Raw genomic sequence first — 17,735 nt, forward strand, 5'->3', positions numbered from 1 at the left:
ACTGCGGCCTCGACCACAGCAAGCACTTCCCGTCCCCCCTTCGGGCTAATCACGGGAACATCACGGAGACCACTTGAAGGGTGTGGCGTTCGTCACATGCCAGGTGCGGGTGCCCGGTGCGGGGGCTTTGTCCCCCCGGACCGTGCGCGGTGGCCTCCGGGACATCACGAACCGGGCATGACCTGGGCGGCTCAGGTGTCCGAGGAGATCAAGCGCACTGTAGGTTCTTGCGTCATGGAGGAGCTGGACCGACAGATCGTGCAGCTGCTCGTCAAGGACGGGCGGATGAGCTACACAGACCTGGGCAAGGCCACGGGCCTGTCCACGTCGGCCGTGCACCAGCGGGTGCGCCGGCTGGAACAGCGTGGCGTCATCCGCGGCTACGCCGCGGTCGTCGACCCGGAGGCTGTCGGCCTGCCCATGACCGCCTTCATCTCGGTCAAACCCTTCGACCCCAGCGCCCCCGACGACATCGCGGACCGCCTCGCCGGCGTCCCCGAGATCGAGGCCTGCCACAGCGTCGCGGGCGACGAGAACTACATCCTCAAGGTGCGCGTGTCCACACCGCACGAACTGGAGGAACTGCTCGCCCGCGTACGCTCACTGGCAGGCGTCTCCACCCGCACGACAGTGGTCCTCTCCACCCCGTACGAAGCCCGCCCGCCGCGCATCTGAACGCCTCGCAGACTTCAGTCCGCCCGGCAGAAACCAGCCCCTCCGGCGTTTGAGGAGCGGGGGTCCTGGGGCAGCGCCCCCGGGGGCGATGGGGTCTCCCCCCGCTCATGGGGGTCCCCCCGCTCGAGCGAAGCCGAGAGTGGGGGAGGGAAGGGGCGGCGGGGGCGATCGAGGTGGGTGGTTCGGCCCCCCGGGGAGGGACCTGCGTGCGGCGTAGGCCGGGCGACGCGCGAGACTGTGGGACATGAGTGAACGCCCTGCCCCGCCCCGCACCGTCCTCCTCCGCCGCGGCGAGGTCCACAGCCCCGCCGACCCCTTCGCGACCGCGATGGTCGTCGAGCGCGGTCAGGTCGCCTGGGTCGGCTCCGAGGGCGCAGCCGACGCCTTCGCGGACGGCGTCGACGAGGTGATCGACCTCGACGGCGCGCTGGTCACCCCCGCGTTCACCGACGCGCACGTCCACACCACGGCCACCGGTCTCGCCCTCACCGGCCTCGACCTGTCCACCGCCCCCTCGCTGGAGGCCGCGCTGGCCCGCGTACGGGAGTTCGCCGCCGCCCGCCCGGACGACCGGGTCCTCCTCGGCCACGGCTGGGACGCCGCCCGCTGGCCCGGCGGCCGTCCTCCGACCCGCGCCGAGCTCGACGAGGCCACCGGCGGCCGTCCCCTCTACCTGAGCCGGATCGACGTCCACTCCGCGGTCGTCACCACGGCGCTCCTCGACCTCGTCCCGGTCGTGGTCACCCGCGAGGACCGCCCGCTCACCGGGGACGCCCACCACGCGGTGCGCGCCGCCGCCCTGGCCGCCGTCACGCCGGCCCAGCGCGCCGAGGCCCAGCGCGCCGCCCTCACCCACGCCGCCTCCCTCGGCATCGGCACGGTCCACGAGTGCGGGGGCCCGGAGATTTCCTCCGAGGACGACTTCACCGGGCTGCTGCGGCTCGCCGCCGGGGAGAGCGGCCCGCGCGTCGTCGGCTACTGGGCCGAACAGGACGTCGCCAAGGCGAAGGAGCTGGGGGCGATCGGCGCCGCGGGCGACCTGTTCGCCGACGGCGCCCTCGGCTCGCACACCGCGTGCCTGCACGAGCCGTACGCCGACGCCGCCCACACCGGCATCGCCCACCTGGACGTCACGGCCGTGGCCGCCCATGTCGTCGCCTGCACCGAGGCGGGCCTCCAGGCAGGCTTCCACGCCATCGGTGACGCCGCCGTGAGCACCGTCGTGGACGGCGTGCGGGCCGCCGCCGGCACACTCGGCCTCGCCCGCGTCCGCGCCGCCCGGCATCGTGTCGAGCACGCCGAGATGCTCACCCCCGAGACCGTCGCCGCCTTCGCCGAACTCGGCCTGACCGCCTCCGTCCAGCCCGCCTTCGACGCCCTGTGGGGCGGCGAGGACGGCATGTACGCACGGCGCCTGGGAACGGAGCGGGCCCGTACCCTCAACCCCTTCGCGGCGCTGCTGCGCGCCGGCGTCCCGCTCGCCTTCGGCTCCGACAGTCCGGTCACCCCCCTCGATCCCTGGGGCACGGTCCGGGCCGCCGCCTTCCACCGCACACCGGAGCACCGCGTCTCCGTGCGCGCCGCGTTCACCGCGCACACGCGCGGCGGCTGGCGGGCGGTCGGACGCGACGACGCGGGCGTCCTGGTGCCCGGCGCGCCCGCCGACTACGCCCTCTGGCACACCGGTGAACTCGTCGTCCAGGCACCCGACGACCGGGTGGCGCGCTGGTCCACCGACCCCCGCTCCGGCACCCCCGGCCTGCCCGACCTCGCCCCCGGCCGTGACCTGCCGGTCTGCCTGCGGACCGTGGTCGGCGGGCGCACGGTGTTCGTACGGCCGGGCGAGTGATCTACGCGGGCGGCGCGGTGACGATCATGTGCCGCGCCCTTCTCCCGCGACCTGCGCGTCCTCCTCGCCGACCAGGTATTCGAACCGCATCGCGCAGGCCGGACGGCTGTTGACAGGCGGCCGCGGGGGGCCGGTAGGTTCGGCCGGGTCCACCACCGACGCCCGACCGGAGGACGTCCGGCCACTCGTGTCGGTACCGCTGGGTCAGGGACGGTGCGCCGCACCGGGGCACCGTCACTGGGAACCAGGCCCAGTGGCGGCGCGGTACCGAGGGACGGGCCGACCGGCCGGGGAGGTGCGACCCCCGGATGGGGCCCGGGCGCTCAGTAGACAACGGCTCCAGGCCGATCCGCAGCCGGCGGGTCCCGGGCCGGCCCGAAGGGCGCCGGGCCCCCATCCGCTGTCCCGCGCTCTCTCCCGCACGCCCAAAAAGTATGTTCCTACCCGATCTTCGGTAAACGACACCACCGTATGAACGTCCCGTCACGTCGGCGCGGGCCGTGCCCACTATGGTGGGACCCTGCGCACAGGACATGAAGGGGCAGCAGTGAACGACGGCGACGGGACCCTCGCGGCAGGATCCCAGGGGCGGAACTTCGGCCCGCTCGGCACGGCTCTGGTGATCATCCCGACCTACAACGAGGCGGAGAACATCAAGGCGATCGTCGGCCGGGTGCGCGAGGCCGTTCCCGAGGCGCACGTTCTCGTGGCCGACGACAACAGCCCCGACGGCACGGGCAAGCTCGCCGACGAACTGGCCGCCGGGGACGACCACGTCCAGGTGCTGCACCGCAAGGGCAAGGAGGGCCTGGGCGCGGCCTATCTCGCGGGTTTCCGCTGGGGCATGGAACACGACTACGGCGTACTGATCGAGATGGACGCCGACGGCTCCCACCAGCCCGAGGAACTGCCCCGTCTGCTGACCGCCCTCAAGGGCGCCGACCTGGTGCTCGGTTCGCGCTGGGTGCCCGGCGGCCGGGTGGTGAACTGGCCGAAGTCCCGTGAGGTCATCTCGCGCGGGGGCAGCCTCTACTCGCGCGTGGCGCTCGACCTGCCGCTGCGCGACATCACCGGCGGCTTCCGCGCCTTCCGCCGCGAGACGCTGGAGGGCCTGGGCCTCGAGGACGTGGCCTCCCAGGGGTACTGCTTCCAGGTCGACCTGGCCCGCCGCGCGGTGAAGGCCGGCTATCACGTCGTCGAGGTTCCCATCACGTTCGTCGAGCGCGAACTCGGCGACTCCAAGATGAGCCGCGACATCCTCGTCGAGGCGCTGTGGCGGGTCACGGCGTGGGGTGTGGGGGAGAGGGTCGGCAAGGTCCTCGGACGCGGCGACGACAAACAGCGGTCCGACTTGGACATCAAGCGGTCCGAACCGGACGTCAAGCAGCCCGAGCCGGACGTCAAACGGTCCGAACCGTAGGCGTACGACCATCTGTTCAGCCTGGTGGTTCCGGTGATCCCGCTTATCCCGCGCTGAGCCGGGCCCAGGCACACTGGGAGCATGACGACTGGCGCTCAGACCCCGTATTCCGCCCGGCCCCGGCGCTCCCGGCTGCGCACCTTCCTGCCGCTGGGTGTCGCCGCATGGCTCGTGCTGGAGATCTGGCTGCTCACCATGGTCGCCGGGGCGTCGAACGGGCTGGTGGTCTTCCTGATCCTGGTGGCCGGCCTCGTCCTCGGCTCGGCCGTCATCAAGCGGGCCGGCCGGCGGGCCTTCAAGAACCTGACCGAGACGCTGCAACAGCAGCAGGTCGGGATGCTGTCCGAGGCCCGGCCGAACAGCGAGGGCAGCGGCCTGACGATGCTGGGCGGCCTGCTCCTGATCATTCCCGGCGTGATCTCGGACGCGGTGGGGCTGCTCCTGCTGGTGCCGCCGGTGCAGAAGGCCGTGAGCCGTCACGCCGAGCGCACCTTCGAGCGCAAGCTCCGCGAGACCGCGCAGGGCTCCCTCGGAGATGCCTTCCAACAGGCTCGTATGCGCCGGCCCGACGGCAAGGTCATCCAGGGCGAGGTCGTCCGGGACGAACCCGGAGGCGCTCCTCGGGACACCCCGCAGGGACCGCGCCCGCCGCTGACCCGCTGAGGGCGGCCGGTCCCGCACGCACACAGGACCGCGGGCGCCGTACATCTCGTACGGCGCCCGCGGTCCTGTGCCGCTGTGCGTGTGTGGCCTCGCCCAGGTCCCCGGCGGGATCAAGCCGACTTTCGGCTGTCCCTGGGGTGAACCGCGATGTTCATCGCACCGGAGCGCAGAACGGCGAGACGCTCCTCGAGGACCTCTTCGAGTTCCTCTCGGGTACGCCGCTCCATCAGCATGTCCCAATGCGTACGCGCGGGCTTGGCCTTCTTCTCCTCGGGGCCGTCGCCGTCCACCAGGAGTGCCTGGGCACCACAGACCTTGCACTCCCACTCCGGCGGGATCTCCGCCTCGACCGAGAAGGGCATCTCGAAGCGGTGCCCCTTCTCGCATGCGTACTCCACGGCCTGGCGCGGGGCCAGGTCGATGCCGCGGTCCGTCTCGTAGCTGGTCACCACGAGGCGCGTGCCGCGAAGAGCTCGCTCACTCATGAATCGTGCCTCCCGGGCTTGTCGCCCACAGGACAGGTGTCGCTGTCGTCGTCATCCGGTCAACGTCCGGGCGGCGGTAAAGATTCCCGTCCGGAGTTCCGATCCGGGTCATGCGTCGCCGTCGTAGCCGCAGCCTTGTCAACCAGTGCAGTACCCCCCGACGTCCGGTTTGTCACACCCATAAGGAGATGCGACTCAGCGTTCGGCATCTTTGACGCGCAGTAACGGTACGCCTGGCAGGCCAAACGCGTACACTACAGCCCTTTCGCGCCCAGCGCTAAATCCGTTCGGGAACCGGGTTGCCCGCTTCGCTGATCGCCCGCCGCACCGGCACCCGTGCGAGCAGGACGAATCCCAGGACGAAGAAGCCCACCAGGGAGATGATCGCGTCCCGGTAGCTGCCCGTGAGCTGGTAGGTGAGGCCGAACAGCAGCGGCCCCAGCCAGCTCGTCCCGCGATCGCTCACCTCGTACGCGGAGAAGTACTCGGCCTCCTTGCCGGGCGGTACGAGATGGGAGAAGAGCGAGCGGGACAGCGCCTGGCTGCCGCCGAGGACCAGGCCGATTCCGGCCGCCAGCACGAAGAACCACACAGGGGCTTCAGCGGGCAGGAAGTACCCGGCGGCCAGGGTCAGGGTCCAGGCGGCCAGGGAGCCGAGGATCGCGCGCTTCGCGCCGTACCGCCGGGCCAGCCGGCCCAGCGCCAGCGCGCCCGCCACCGCCAGCACCTGGACCAGCAGCACGGCCGTGATGAGCGTCGACTGTCCGAGCCCCAGTTCCTTGGAGCCGTACACCGAGGCCTGGGTGATCACCGTCTGGATGCCGTCGTTGTAGACCAGGTACGCCAGCAGGAACGCCAGCGTCAGCGGGTGCCGGCGCATGTCGCGGACGGTCGCCGCGAGCTGCCGGAAGCCCGGCAGGGCCGCCTCCCGCGCGGGAGCGCGGCGGTCGCGCAGCCGGCGCAGCGGCACCAGCGCGAAGGCGCCCCACCACAGACCGGCCGACGCCAGGCAGACGCGCACCGCCATCCCCTCGGAGACGCCGAAGCTTTCGTGACCGGTGTAGAGGACGAGGTTCAGAACGAGGACCAGGGACCCGGCCGCGTATCCGAAGGCCCACCCGCGCGAGGAGACCGCGTCGCGCTCCTCGGGCGGGGCGATCTGCGGGAGGTAGGAGTTGTAGAGCATCATCGCCACCGACTGCGCCGCGTTCGCCACCACCAGCAGCAGACCGCCGAGCAGATAGCGCTCGCCGCCCAGGAAGAACATGCCCGTCGTCGCCGCGGCCCCGGTGTACGCGGCGGCCGCGAGCAGCGGCTTCTTGCGGCCGGTGCGGTCGGCGGCGGCCCCCGCCAGCGGCATCACCAGCACGGCCAGGATCACCGACAGGGAGACCGAGTAGGCGAAGAAGGAGCCCGCGCGCACCGGTATGCCCAGCGGGTGGACGAACCCGTCCGCGTCCGCCGCGGCCTCGGCGACCGATGTCAGATAGGGGCCGAGGAACACGGTGAGCACGCTCGTGGAGTACACGGAGCACGCCCAGTCGTAGAAGTACCAGCCGCGCTGCTCGCGCCGCCGGCCGGCGGCCTCGTCCGGCGCCGGTGACCGCACGGTGTCGGTGTCCACCCGTGCCCTCGCTTCCCCGTGAGCGCGCGGAGGCGGTCGGGCACGGGGTCTCAGACCCAGACGCCGCGGTCCTCCATGACCTTGCGCAGTGTGTCGATGTGATCGGTCATGATGCCATCCACCCCGAGGTCCAGGAGCCGGTGCATCCGCTCCGCCTCGTTGACCGTCCACACGTGCACCTGGAGCCCGAGCGCGTGGGCGGTCCGTACGAATCGGCGGTCGACCACCTGGATGCCCGACTGCCGCTCGGGGACCTGGGCGGCGACGGCCGACCGGCGTACCGCGGCCGGCAGCCCCCAGGACCGCAGCCGCAGGTTCAGCACGCCCCGGGTGCCGTAGGAGGTGGCCAGCCGGGGACCGGCCAGCCGCTGGGCGCGCACCACGCGGGCCTCGGAGAACGAGCCGAGGCAGATCCGGTCCCAGGAACCGGTGCGCCCGACGAGGTCCAGGAACGGCAGGAGGGCCGGTTCGGCCTTCACGTCGACGTTCCAGCGCACCTCGGGGAAGGTCTCCAGGAGTTCCTCGAACAGGGGGACCGGTTCCTCGCCCGCCACGCGCGCGTGCGCCACGTCCCGCCACGGCAGGTCGGCTATCCGGCCCGCGCCGTCCGTCACCCGGTCGAGGGTCGCGTCGTGGAAGGCGACGAGCCGGCCGTCGCGCGTGGCGTGGACGTCGGTCTCGATGTACCGGTAGCCGGCCTCGACGGCGCACCGGAACTGCCGGACGGTGTTCTCCAGGCCGTCCGCCGCCCCGCCCCGGTGGGCGAAGGCGATCGGGCCGGGACGGTCGAGGTAGGAGTGGCGTATCCGCGGGGTCACGGACGCAGTATCGCGCGCCGTGGTCGACCGCCGGCGACGACCGTGCTGCCGCCGGATGTCGAGGGGACGGCGAAGGCGCGCAGGAACAGCTGGGCGAGCGGGCCGATCGTCACCGCGTACAGCAGGGTGCCGACGCCCACCGTGCCGCCGAGGAGGAAGCCCGTGACGACGACCGTGATCTCGATGGCCGTGCGGACCAGGCGGACCGACACTCCGGTGCGCCGGTTCAGTCCCGTCATCAGCCCGTCGCGCGGGCCCGGGCCGAAGCGCGCCGCGATGTACAGTCCGGTCGCCGCGCCGTTGAGCACGATGCCCGCCGCCATCAGCGGCCCGCGTACGGCCATGGCGTGCGCGTCGGGGACCAGGGTCAGGGTCGCGTCCATCGCCGCGCCGATCACCAGCACGTTGGAGACGGTGCCAAGCCCCGGCCGCTGACGCAGCGGGATCCACAGCAGCAGCACCGCCGCGCCCACGAGGGTCAGCACCACGCCCATCGACAGTCCGGTCCGCTCGGACAGGCCCTGGTGCAGCACGTTCCACGGTTCGAGGCCGAGCCCCGACCGCACCAGCAGCGCCGAGCTCGCGCCGTACAGCGCCAGACCCGCGTACAGCTGGAACAGCCGCCGGGCGAGATGCCCGTGCCGGGAGGAGTACCTGGCCAAAACGTGCCCCCTATGGTGGAAGTGGACCGACACATGACACCCTGTGGCTTGGCTGATGATGTCATCCATGGCCAATCCGGGGAAGGTGGACTGATTCTCATGGTGCAGTGGACCTCCGCAGTGGGTGCGGCGCAGCTCGCCCGGCTGCTCAACTCCCAGCAGGACCGCCCGGCCGGTCCCGGGACCCGCCGTCCGCCCGCCTACCGCGCGCTCGCCGACGGTGTCCGCCTGCTGGTGCTGGAGGGACGCGTCCCGGTGGCCGCGCGGCTGCCGGCCGAACGGGAACTGGCCCTCGCCCTCTCCGTCAGCCGCACCACCGTGGCCGCCGCCTACGAGGCGCTGCGCACCGAGGGATTCCTGGAGTCACGGCGCGGCGCGGGCAGCTGGACCGCGGTCCCGGCCGGCAATCCGGTGCCCGCGCGGGGGCTCGAACCGCTGCCGCCCGAAGCCCTCGGCTCGATGATCGACCTCGGCTGTGCCGCGCTGCCCGCGCCCGAGCCCTGGCTCACCCGGGCCGTCCAGGGCGCGCTGGAGGAGCTTCCGCCGTACGCGCACACCCACGGCGACTATCCCGCCGGGCTGCCCGCGCTGCGCTCGATGATCGCGGACCGCTACACCGCGCGGGGCATCCCGACCATGCCCGAGCAGATCATGGTGACGACCGGCGCCATGGGCGCCATCGACGCCATCTGCCACCTCTTCGGGGGACGCGGCGAGCGCATCGCCGTCGAGTCGCCGTCCTACGCCAACATCCTCCAGCTGATGCGGGAGGCCGGGGCCCGGCTCGTCCCCGTCGCCATGGCCGAGGGACTGACCGGCTGGGACCTGGACCGCTGGCGCCAGGTGCTGCGCGAGGCGGCGCCCCGGATCGCGTACGTCGTGGCCGACTTCCACAACCCGACCGGTGCGCTCGCCGACGAGGACCAGCGACGCCGCCTGGTGGACGCGGCGCGTTCCGCGGGCACGGTGCTGGTCGCCGACGAGACGATGAGCGAGCTGTGGCTCGACCCGGACGTGGAGATGCCGCGCCCGGTGTGCGCCTTCGACCCGGCGGGGTCCACGGTGATCACGGTCGGCTCGGCGAGCAAGGCCTTCTGGGCCGGTATGCGCATCGGCTGGGTGCGCGCGGCACCCGACGTCATCCGCAGCCTCGTCGCCGCACGCGCGTATGCCGATCTGGGCACGCCCGTGCTGGAACAGCTGGCCGTGAACTGGCTGTTCGGCACCGGTGGCTGGGAACAGGCGGTGGAGGTGAGGCGTGCCCAGGCCCGGCAGAACCGGGACGAGCTGGTGGCCGCGGTACGGCGGGAGCTGCCCGACTGGGAGTTCGAGGTACCGCGCGGCGGACTCACCCTGTGGGTGCGCACCGGCGGCCTTTCGGGCTCCCGCCTCGCCGAGGCGGGCGAACGGGTGGGCGTCCGGGTCCCGTCCGGCCCCCGCTTCGGCGTCGACGGAGCCTTCGAGGGCTACATACGCCTCCCCTTCACGGTGGGCGGCGCGGTGGCGGAGGAGGCGGCGGTACGCCTCTCCGCAGCAGCCCGCATCGTGGAGACAGGCGGCACGTCCGGCACGGAAACCCCCCGCACGTTCGTGGCGTGACCAGGGGTGCCGGTACCGGTGCGACCGCGCGCGGTCATCCGGACGTTCAGAGAGGGGACGATGCTCCTGCGACCGCGGGCAGCCGTGCCTCCCCCAGCGTCTCGAAGGCCTGGGAGATTCCCCGGGGCGGCACGGGTGGGCGCAGCGGTACGTGCCACAAGGCGTCCCCGGCGGCCGGCTGGTGTGCTGCGCCCGAAGCCCGTCGGTGGATCCGCGCCTCGCCCGGCCGGGCCGGCCGGCCGCCCGTTCGGCCTCGGCCTGGGAGCACTCGGCCGAGCCGGCGTCACCGGGACGCCAAGAACCGGCGAGTCAACGGCGCGGCACACTAGGTGGTGGGCTCCGCCACCGCCGCCTCGGCGGATGCCTCCGCCGCCCCCTCGGTCCCGGCGCCGGCCGCCTTCTCCCTTGCCGCCTTGTCGAGGCGCACAGCCTCCGCCACCCCCGCCTCCAGCCGCTCCGGCTCCTCGTCCGCAGGCGTCGTCCGCGGCGGCAACAGCTCCAGCACCGCCTGCCGCTCCGCTTCACTGGTCGCGTCGTCGTACGGATCCGGCGTCGCCGGAACCTGGAGACGGTGGACCGGCCCCGAGCCCAGCCGGGCGTAGCCGCGCCCCGGCGGGACCTGGTCGACCGGCGTGGTGTGCGGCGGCGCTCCCAGAACGGCCCTCAGCTCCTCCACCGTCGCGGACCCGAGGACGACACGCGCGCGCGTGTGTGCTGCCGTACCGGATCGCTGAGGCCTTCCAGACCGTCGAGCTGCTCGGCGACGACCACGGTGACGTTCGCCGGACGGCCGTGCCGCAGCGGAACCTGGAGCAGCGACTGGGGATCCTCGCGGCCGTCCGCGGCGGCCAGGTGCGTGAACGCGCTCGGCCGGTCCAGCAGCAGCCACAGGGGACGCCTGGTGTCCTCGGGCGGCGGGTCGCCCGCCTGGTGCGCGCGGTTGGCCGCGATCAGCCGGCGCTCCGTCTCGTGCGCGGCCCACTCCAGGCTCGTCAGCGCCCCCGTCAGCCCGCACTCCACGGCGAGCACGCCGTCCCGGCCGGTCAGGCAGGCGTACTCGCCGGTGCCCCCGCCGTCGACGATCACCACGTCGCCGTGGTGCAGGGCCTGCAGGGCGATCGAGCGCAGCAGCGTCGAGGTGCCGCTGCCCGGCTGGCCGGCCACGAGCAGATGGGACTCGGTGGAGCGGATGCCGGTGCGCCAGACGACGGGCGGGACATCGCGCCGCTCCTCGCCGTGGGCGCCGTGGGTGAGCGGCAGCGTCCGCTGCACCCCGGTGGGATCGGTGAAGCCGAGGACCGTCTCACCGGGGGCCGTGACGAAGGGCTGGGCGGCGATGTCGGTGGGCAGGGGCGCGAGGACGCGGACCGTGAGCTGGTTGGCCTCCTCGTCCCACGCGAAGTGGTACTCACGGCCCCGCCCCGATTTCGCGCCGAGCAGATGCTCGATCCGCGCCCGTGACTCCGGCTCGCCGTCGGTGAAGTAGGCGGGGTAGCCGATCACCAGGTGCGCGATCCGGCCGGTGGAGTCGAACGCGTACTCGGAGAAGACCTTTCCCCAGTCGCCGCCGTGGGCGTAGAGCGGTTCGGGGTCCTCGGCGGCGGAGAAGTACGGCACCAGGGCCTCGTAGAGCGACTTCAGGCGCTGGGCCTGTGACGCGTCGGGTCCGGCGGGCGCCGAGGGGGCACGGTCCCGGCCCTGCCAGGCCGCCGCCGCCATCAGGGTGATGACGGCGAGCAGGGGACCGTACGGCGCGAGCGCCACGACCAGCAGGACCGACACCACCAGGAAGAGCAGCGCGCCACGCCGGTCCTTGGGCGTGTCGGCCCACCTGCGCCGCCCGGCCGAGGCCAGCCGGCGCAGACCGCGCGTGATGGTGATCAGCGGATGGAGGACGTCCGTGGCGCCTTCGGCCGCCGTCCTGGCCAGTTCCCGGCTCCGGGCGAGCTGTGCGCCGCCGTTGCTCAGGATGCGGGGGAGTGGGCGCCGGGCCACTGCTGTCTCCAGAGGGTGCGTACGGGCGGGCGGTGCGGGGTCGGGCGGATCAGAACTTGAATCCGCCCAGGAGGCCGGCCAGGCTTTCGCCGCCCGCCTTGATGCTGGGTGCGATGGCCGTGCTGGCCAGATAGAAGCCGAAGAGCATCGCCACCAGGGCGTGCGACGCCTTCAGCCCGTCCTTGCGGAAGAAGATGAAGACGACGATGCCGAGCAGCACCACGCATGAGATAGAGACGATCATGTGAGTTCTCCTGGTTCGCGGGGACAGTCACCATGAGTACTGCCAGGCTCACAGAATGTATCCATACGATAAAAGGTGCAACTGGTTCGATTCTCGGCATTTCCCCCGAATGGGTCTGCCGTGATCATTGCCCCGGGCGTGACGGGTCATGTGTCCGGTGAGCCAGTACCCTGGCGATTCACCCGTACGGCTCTGCACCGCTCGCAGACGTACGTCCTGTCCCCGATGCGTGAAGCATGTGCAGTGAGAGGCGGTCCGGCGATGACCGATGCCCCCGACCCCGAGGTCGTGGAGCTGGCGACCAAGATCTTCGACCTGGCCCGGCGCGGCCGGACCGAGGAACTCGTGGCCTACGTCGACGCGGGCGTGCCGGCCGACCTCACCAACGACCGGGGCGACTCCCTCGTGATGCTCGCCGCGTACCACGGTCACGCCGAGGCGGTGCGTGCGCTGCTGGAGCGCGGCGCCGACGCGGACCGCGTCAACGACCGGGGTCAGACGCCACTCGCGGGAGCGGTCTTCAAGGGCGAGACCGAGGTGATCCAGGCCCTTCTGAAGGGTGGCGCGGACCCGTCCGCGGGCACCCCCTCGGCCGTCGACACGGCCCGGATGTTCGGTCGTACGGAACTGCTCGATCTGTTCGGCGAGCGCTGAGCGAACCGCTCTGACCAGCGAAGACACAGAAAACGGGGGAGGCGGTACAGGGCCGCCGAAATTTCGGTCGCGGTAGATGTGACCGCCGGGTCATCATGACGACGTGATTCACGGACGCGATGGCTGGGCAGGTGTTGCCGCACCGCGCGGGCCGTGATGCGGTCCGCATGGGCCACCGACGAGAGGCAGAGAGAGATGGTCTACAGCAAGCAGGAAACGGCGGGCGCCCCGACGTGTTGTCACGCGGCCAGGTAATGCAGGTCCCCGGTTGCGTCGACGCTTGATGTGAGGCTGTTTCCCATGTTCGATCCGGTCATAGCGCCCAGCGGTACGCTGCTCGGCCTGCTCCAGCGGGGCCGTGGTGACGGCACGCTGCACGCGCTCACCGCCCCGCGCTCCGAAGCGCTCGCGGCGCTGAACCACTGTGTGCTGCGCGACCCGCGCCACGACTGGCAGGTGGAGAACCGCTCCCTCTACTACGCCCGCCTCTACCTCGATCTGCACGGCGAACTGGACGCGGTCGAGGCCCACCTCTTCGATCCCGAGGACGTCCTGGACACCGACGAGTCCCGCACCGGACTCGCCCTCGCGGTCCTCGGGCACCTCGCCTCCTACGGCAGGCGGGACGCTCTCGACCTGCTGCGCAGGTACGCCGCCCACGGCACCAACTGGGCCTGGGCCCTGGACGAGCTGGCCCTGAGGGACGACGACGCGGGCCTGCGCGCCCTGGCCGCCCCGGTCCTCGCGCGGTTCACCACCGACGCCGAGGGCGAGGCGGAGCTCGCCGCCACCGTCCGCGACGCCTTCGAGCCACGGCCCTGGCGCCTGTGGGCCGACGATCCCCGCGCATCCGTCGCCACACGCGTGCGCGCCGCCCAGGAGGCCGGGTCCTTCGACCGCTGGCAGCGGCAGATGCGCCCCGGCGGGCCCCGCCCCGGCTGGAGCGTGCGAGCGGTGTTCGAATGGGCCCAGCAGGGCGTCGAACGCGGCGCCGCGCTCCATGTCCCGGCCGCCCGCTGCCTCGCCGCCGTGGCGGGCCCCGAGGACCGGCCCGAGATCGTCCGGGCCGCCCAGGACGGCACCGAGGGAGCCCGGTGCACCGCCCTGCGCTACCTCGCCGACAGCAACGATCCCGATGCCCTCGCCCTGATCGAGGGCGCCGTGGCCACCGGTTCGACGGCCGTGGTGGAGGCCGCCGTCGACGCCTTCGAACGCATGCGCAGTCTCGCCGCCGTCGACCGGGCGCGGGGCTGGGCCCGTCGGCCCGACCCGCTCGGCGCCGCCGCCGGCCGGGTCCTCGCCTGCCGGGGCGGTCTGCAGGACCGCGACCTGGTCCTCGCGGCGCTCCGGGAGGCGGTACGGGGCGAGGGCCCCGACGCGCCCACCCTGTGGACCCTCGTCGACGGCGCCGGACGCCTCGGCATCGCCTGCGCCGCCCCCGTGCTCCGCCACATCTACCGCGAGACCGCCTCGTCCCATCTGCGGGGCCGCGCCGCCCGCGCCCTCGCCGCGACCGACCCCTCCTACGGCAGCGGCTTCGCCGTCGAGTGCCTGTGGGACTGCGAGGAGACCACCCGCGAGATCGCCGCCCGGCACGCCGAGACCGGGGACACCCGGGTCGTCGAACGCCTGCGCCGGCTCGCCGCGGACCCGGCCGAGGAAGCCGAGGTGCAGACCGCCGTACGCAGCCGGATCGGCCCGGAGGAGACCGCCGTGTGATCCCTTCCGCCCGCGCGGTGTGAACGACGGGTGACCCGTGGGTCAGGTGTGCGTGGATGCCGCCTGACCTGCGCGGGTGAGGGAGGCAACGCTCACGGCGCGTTCCCCGCGAGGAAAGATCCACGTTGACGTGACCACGTCCGGCGCGGCGACAACACCGGTATGCGTGTCGTCATCGTCACCGAGTCCTTTCCCCCCGATGTGAACGGCGTGGCCCACTGCGCGCTCCAGACCGCCCGGCACCTCGTCGACCGCGGTCACACCCCCCTCGTCGTCGCCCCCGCCGTCGCGGGCGACGAACCCGGCGACGGGGTGCCCTGCCCCGTCGTCCGCGTCCCCTCCCTCCCCCTCCCCGGCTATCCCCAGGTCCGTGTCGCCCTCCCCAGCCGGCGCCCGGCCGCCGCGATCGCCGAGCACCGGGCCGACGTCGTCCATCTGGCCAGCCCCTTCGTCCTCGGCGTGCGCGGCATGGCGGCCGCCGCCCGCCTGGGCCTGCCCACCGTCGCCGTCTACCAGACCGACCTCGCCGGATACGCCCGTACGTACATGGGCGCCGGCGAGGCGGCCGCCTGGCGGCGCATCCGCTCCGTGCACACGGCCGCCGACGTCACCCTGGCCCCGTCCGGCGCCGCCCTGCGCGACCTGGAGGCACACGGCGTACCCCGGGTCCGGCTGTGGCCGCGCGGTGTGGACACCGTCCGCTTCCGGCCCGGCCTCCGCGACGAGGCCCTGCGCCGCACCCTCGCCCCGAACGGCGAGCTGATCGTCGGCTACGTCGGCCGGCTCGCCCCGGAGAAGCAGGTCGAGCTGTTGGCCGGGGTCCGCACGCTGCCCGGCGTGCGGGTCGTGGTCGTCGGCGACGGACCCAGCCGGCCGGCCCTGGAGCAGGCGCTGCCCGGCGCGGCCTTCCTCGGCCGCCGCACCGGCGAGGACCTCGCGCGGATCTTCGCCTCACTGGACGTCTTCGCGCACACGGGACCGTTCGAGACCTTCTGTCAGACCGTGCAGGAGGCGATGGCGAGCGGCGTACCCGTGATCGCCCCCGCCGTGGGCGGCCCGCTGGACCTGGTCGCGCACGGCCGCACCGGACTCCTCGTCCCCCCGCGCGACGCCGCCGCCGTACGCGACGCGGTGTGGTCCATGGCCGCCGACCCCGCCCTGCGGGCCGCGTACGGGGCGGCAGGACGCGCGGCGGTCGAGGGCCGCACCTGGGCGGCCGTCGGCGACCAGCTCATCGGCCACTACGCCGATGTGCTCGCCGGACGCAGGACGGCGGTGGCGGCATGAGCGCGTCGCTGCGGATCGTGCGGCTGGCGAACTTCGTGGCGCCCGCCTCCGGAGGACTGCGCACCGCGCTGCGGGAACTCGGCAAGGGCTACCTGGAGGCGGGACACCGGCCCGTGCTCATCGTCCCCGGCGAACGGGAGAGCGACCACCACACCGAGCAAGGGCGGGTGATCACCCTCCCGGGCCCGCTGCTGCCCGGCACCGGCGGCTACCGCGTCCTCACCGACAAACGGCGGATCGCCGCCCTGCTCCAGGACCTGGCCCCCGACCGGCTCGAAGTGTCCGACCGTACGACCCTGCGCTGGACCGGACGGTGGGCCCGCCGGGCCCGCGTCCCGGCGGTCATGGTCTCCCACGAGACCGCCGACGGGGTGCTGCGCACCTGGGGACTGCCCGAGCCGGCCGCCCGGCGCACCGCGGACGCCCTCAACACGCGCACCGCACACGCGTACGCGCGCGTGGTGTGCACCACCGAGTTCGCCGCACGCGAGTTCGTACGCATAGGGGCCCGCAATGTCGTACGGGCCCCACTGGGCGTCGATCTGGTGGAACGGCACCCCGCGCTGCGCGACCCGGGGCTGCGGGCCCGGCACGCGCGCGTGCCGGAGACGCTGCTCGTGATGTGCTCCCGGCTCTCCCTGGAGAAGCGGCCCGGGACCGCGCTGGACGCGCTGGAGGCGCTGCTGCGGCGCGGACGGCGCGCGGTGCTGGTGGTCGCCGGGGACGGGCCCCTGCGGGCACGGCTCGAACAGCGCGCGCGGGAGCGCGGACTGCCGGTGACCTTCCTGGGACACGTGCGCGACCGGAGGCTGCTGGGCACGCTCCAGGCGTCCGCCGACGTGTGCCTGGCACCGGGGCCCGCCGAGACCTTCGGGCTCGCCGCGCTGGAGGCGATGGCGTGCGGTACGCCCGTCGTGGCGAGCGCGTCCTCGGCGCTTCCGGAGGTCATCGGCCCGGCGGGGGCGGTCGCCGAGGACCGGGGGGAGGCGTTCGCGGACGCCGTCGAGCTCCTGCTGGAACGGACGGAGCCGGTCCGGCGCGAGGCGGCACGCGCGCGTGCGGAGCGTTTCGGCTGGGGGACGGCCGTGGCGGCCTTCCTCGCGGCCCTCGACGCGCCGGTGACGGCGGACGGAGCCGTGCCCCCGGTACGGCCGGTCGCGTCCCGGGGGCTGTCGTGAGACCGCTGCGGTTCGTGGCCCTCGGGGACTCGCTGACCGAGGGCGTCGGGGACCGGACCGGTGGCGGATGGCGCGGCTGGGCCGCGCTGCTCGCGCCGTCGCTGTGTGCCGGGCCCGTGCGGTTCACCAACCTCGCGGTGAGCGGGGCACAGACGCGCGACGTGCTCGAACGGCAGTTGCCGGCCGCGCTGGAACTGCGGCCCGACCTCGTCTCCGTCGTCGTCGGCGTCAACGACACCCTGCGCCGCACCTTCGACATCCATGACGTGGCGGCCAGGCTGGACGAGGTGTACGCGGCCTGTACCGAGCAGGGCGCCGTGCTGCTCACCGCGTGCCTGCCCGATCCGGGCGGGATGCTGGGGCTGCCGGGCGCGCTGGCCCGCCCGCTGGCCCGGCGGCAACGGGCGGTGAACACCGTCGTGCACGCCCTGTCCGACCGTTACGGCGCGGCGCATCTGCACGCCGGCGAGGGGGACTGGATCAGCGACCGGTCGATGTGGAGCGCGGACCGGCTGCATCCCGGTGAGCCGGGACACCGTCAACTGGCCGTGCGGTTCCACGCACTGCTGACGGAACGCGGTGTCGCGACCGGGCCGGCCCCCTCGCCCGAACCGGACTCCCCGGCACCCACCGCGTGGGCGAGCCTGCGGTGGCTGGCCACGGCCGGCACCGGCTGGGTGGCCCGCCGGTGCGCCGACCTTTTGCCGCAACTGCTCTCCCTGGCCGCCGACGAGATGCGCCACCACGCGCGGGGCACCAGCGTCCGCCTCGACCTGCGTGCCTCCGCCGCCGTTTCGGCGGCCCTGGCCGCGCTGTCGACGGGGGAACGACGCCCGGGTGCCGCCTGACCTGTCCGGACACGG

15 protein-coding genes and 1 pseudogene are annotated in these 17,735 nt (G+C 73.4%); 10 read left to right on the forward strand and 6 right to left on the reverse strand.

The window, feature by feature from the left end:
- Positions 1 to 234: 234 nt before the first annotated feature.
- From ACF1DX_RS22290 to fxsA, 4 genes are all read left to right on the forward strand, one after another.
- Positions 235 to 675, forward strand: a complete 441-nt coding sequence (locus tag ACF1DX_RS22290; RefSeq protein ID WP_030867874.1) for an Lrp/AsnC family transcriptional regulator — start codon at positions 235 to 237, stop codon at positions 673 to 675.
- A 244-nt stretch (positions 676 to 919) separates the two neighbouring features.
- Positions 920 to 2,524, forward strand: coding sequence for an amidohydrolase (locus tag ACF1DX_RS22295; RefSeq protein ID WP_391792867.1), 1,605 nt, complete (start codon positions 920 to 922; stop codon positions 2,522 to 2,524).
- Between the two features lie 547 nt (positions 2,525 to 3,071).
- Positions 3,072 to 3,944: a polyprenol monophosphomannose synthase gene (locus ACF1DX_RS22300; RefSeq protein ID WP_391792868.1), complete on the forward strand. Its 873-nt coding sequence runs from the start codon at positions 3,072 to 3,074 to the stop codon at positions 3,942 to 3,944.
- Positions 3,945 to 4,025: 81 nt separating this feature from the next.
- Positions 4,026 to 4,607 (forward strand): FxsA family membrane protein, encoded by a 582-nt coding sequence (fxsA, locus tag ACF1DX_RS22305; RefSeq protein ID WP_391792869.1) that lies wholly within the window; start codon positions 4,026 to 4,028, stop codon positions 4,605 to 4,607.
- A 110-nt stretch (positions 4,608 to 4,717) separates the two neighbouring features.
- Here fxsA and ACF1DX_RS22310 read toward each other — a convergent pair whose 3' ends face one another.
- The 4 genes from ACF1DX_RS22310 to ACF1DX_RS22325 form a co-directional block, all read right to left on the reverse strand.
- Positions 4,718 to 5,092: an RNA polymerase-binding protein RbpA gene (locus ACF1DX_RS22310; protein WP_003977404.1), complete on the reverse strand. Its 375-nt coding sequence runs from the start codon at positions 5,090 to 5,092 to the stop codon at positions 4,718 to 4,720.
- 277 nt (positions 5,093 to 5,369) lie between these two features.
- Positions 5,370 to 6,716 (reverse strand): MFS transporter, encoded by a 1,347-nt coding sequence (locus ACF1DX_RS22315; RefSeq protein WP_391792870.1) that lies wholly within the window; start codon positions 6,714 to 6,716, stop codon positions 5,370 to 5,372.
- 50 nt (positions 6,717 to 6,766) lie between these two features.
- Positions 6,767 to 7,534 carry a glycerophosphodiester phosphodiesterase gene (locus ACF1DX_RS22320; protein WP_391792871.1) on the reverse strand — a complete coding sequence of 256 codons (768 nt, stop codon included), beginning with the start codon at positions 7,532 to 7,534 and terminating at the stop codon, positions 6,767 to 6,769.
- Positions 7,531 to 8,265 carry a YitT family protein gene (locus ACF1DX_RS22325; protein ID WP_391792872.1) on the reverse strand — a complete coding sequence of 245 codons (735 nt, stop codon included), beginning with the start codon at positions 8,263 to 8,265 and terminating at the stop codon, positions 7,531 to 7,533. Before ACF1DX_RS22325 ends, ACF1DX_RS22320 begins: the two co-directional genes overlap by 4 nt.
- A 30-nt stretch (positions 8,266 to 8,295) precedes the next feature.
- On the opposite strand from ACF1DX_RS22325, the gene ACF1DX_RS22330 reads away from it, so the two are divergent.
- The gene (locus tag ACF1DX_RS22330) at positions 8,296 to 9,795 is read left to right on the forward strand and encodes a PLP-dependent aminotransferase family protein (RefSeq protein WP_391792873.1); all 1,500 of its coding nucleotides are present in this window, start codon (positions 8,296 to 8,298) and stop codon (positions 9,793 to 9,795) included.
- Positions 9,796 to 10,120: 325 nt separating this feature from the next.
- Here ACF1DX_RS22330 and ACF1DX_RS22335 read toward each other — a convergent pair.
- A pseudogene (locus tag ACF1DX_RS22335) lies at positions 10,121 to 11,790 on the reverse strand (hypothetical protein).
- 49 nt (positions 11,791 to 11,839) lie between these two features.
- Positions 11,840 to 12,034 (reverse strand): hypothetical protein, encoded by a 195-nt coding sequence (locus ACF1DX_RS22340; protein WP_030867896.1) that lies wholly within the window; start codon positions 12,032 to 12,034, stop codon positions 11,840 to 11,842.
- A gap of 261 nt (positions 12,035 to 12,295) precedes the next feature.
- Between ACF1DX_RS22340 and ACF1DX_RS22345 the strand changes: the two genes are divergently transcribed.
- The 5 genes from ACF1DX_RS22345 to ACF1DX_RS22365 all read left to right on the forward strand — a co-directional run bounded on the left by ACF1DX_RS22345 (position 12,296) and on the right by ACF1DX_RS22365 (position 17,720).
- On the forward strand, positions 12,296 to 12,688 hold the full coding sequence (locus tag ACF1DX_RS22345) for an ankyrin repeat domain-containing protein (protein ID WP_030867898.1): 393 nt from the start codon (positions 12,296 to 12,298) through the stop codon (positions 12,686 to 12,688).
- A gap of 300 nt (positions 12,689 to 12,988) precedes the next feature.
- Positions 12,989 to 14,407: a HEAT repeat domain-containing protein gene (locus ACF1DX_RS22350; RefSeq protein ID WP_391792874.1), complete on the forward strand. Its 1,419-nt coding sequence runs from the start codon at positions 12,989 to 12,991 to the stop codon at positions 14,405 to 14,407.
- 162 nt (positions 14,408 to 14,569) lie between these two features.
- Positions 14,570 to 15,694: a glycosyltransferase family 4 protein gene (locus ACF1DX_RS22355; RefSeq protein WP_391792875.1), complete on the forward strand. Its 1,125-nt coding sequence runs from the start codon at positions 14,570 to 14,572 to the stop codon at positions 15,692 to 15,694.
- Entirely contained in the window at positions 15,691 to 16,872 is a 1,182-nt protein-coding gene (locus tag ACF1DX_RS22360) for a glycosyltransferase (RefSeq protein ID WP_391792876.1), read from the forward strand. The genes ACF1DX_RS22355 and ACF1DX_RS22360 overlap by 4 nt, the downstream gene beginning before the upstream one ends.
- The gene (locus ACF1DX_RS22365; protein WP_391792877.1) at positions 16,869 to 17,720 is read left to right on the forward strand and encodes an SGNH/GDSL hydrolase family protein; all 852 of its coding nucleotides are present in this window, start codon (positions 16,869 to 16,871) and stop codon (positions 17,718 to 17,720) included. Before ACF1DX_RS22360 ends, ACF1DX_RS22365 begins: the two co-directional genes overlap by 4 nt.
- The last annotated feature ends 15 nt before the right edge of the window (positions 17,721 to 17,735 follow it).

It is taken from the genome of Streptomyces sp. NPDC014676, from assembly GCF_043084105.1.
Lineage (GTDB): Bacteria > Actinomycetota > Actinomycetes > Streptomycetales > Streptomycetaceae > Streptomyces.

What these genes read in the sequence shown, in the direction of transcription:
- ACF1DX_RS22330 (WP_391792873.1), top strand. Translation starts at nt 8,296, where the DNA reads ATGGTGCAGTGGACCTCCGCAGTGGGTGCGGCGCAGCTCGCCCGGCTG.
- ACF1DX_RS22350 (WP_391792874.1), top strand. Translation starts at nt 12,989, where the DNA reads ATGTTCGATCCGGTCATAGCGCCCAGCGGTACGCTGCTCGGCCTGCTC.
- ACF1DX_RS22355 (WP_391792875.1), top strand. Translation starts at nt 14,570, where the DNA reads ATGCGTGTCGTCATCGTCACCGAGTCCTTTCCCCCCGATGTGAACGGC.
- ACF1DX_RS22340 (WP_030867896.1), bottom strand. Translation starts at nt 12,034, where the DNA reads ATGATCGTCTCTATCTCATGCGTGGTGCTGCTCGGCATCGTCGTCTTC.
- ACF1DX_RS22345 (WP_030867898.1), top strand. Translation starts at nt 12,296, where the DNA reads ATGACCGATGCCCCCGACCCCGAGGTCGTGGAGCTGGCGACCAAGATC.
- fxsA (WP_391792869.1), top strand. Translation starts at nt 4,026, where the DNA reads ATGACGACTGGCGCTCAGACCCCGTATTCCGCCCGGCCCCGGCGCTCC.
- ACF1DX_RS22325 (WP_391792872.1), bottom strand. Translation starts at nt 8,265, where the DNA reads ATGGATGACATCATCAGCCAAGCCACAGGGTGTCATGTGTCGGTCCAC.
- ACF1DX_RS22360 (WP_391792876.1), top strand. Translation starts at nt 15,691, where the DNA reads ATGAGCGCGTCGCTGCGGATCGTGCGGCTGGCGAACTTCGTGGCGCCC.
- ACF1DX_RS22295 (WP_391792867.1), top strand. Translation starts at nt 920, where the DNA reads ATGAGTGAACGCCCTGCCCCGCCCCGCACCGTCCTCCTCCGCCGCGGC.
- ACF1DX_RS22290 (WP_030867874.1), top strand. Translation starts at nt 235, where the DNA reads ATGGAGGAGCTGGACCGACAGATCGTGCAGCTGCTCGTCAAGGACGGG.
- ACF1DX_RS22310 (WP_003977404.1), bottom strand. Translation starts at nt 5,092, where the DNA reads ATGAGTGAGCGAGCTCTTCGCGGCACGCGCCTCGTGGTGACCAGCTAC.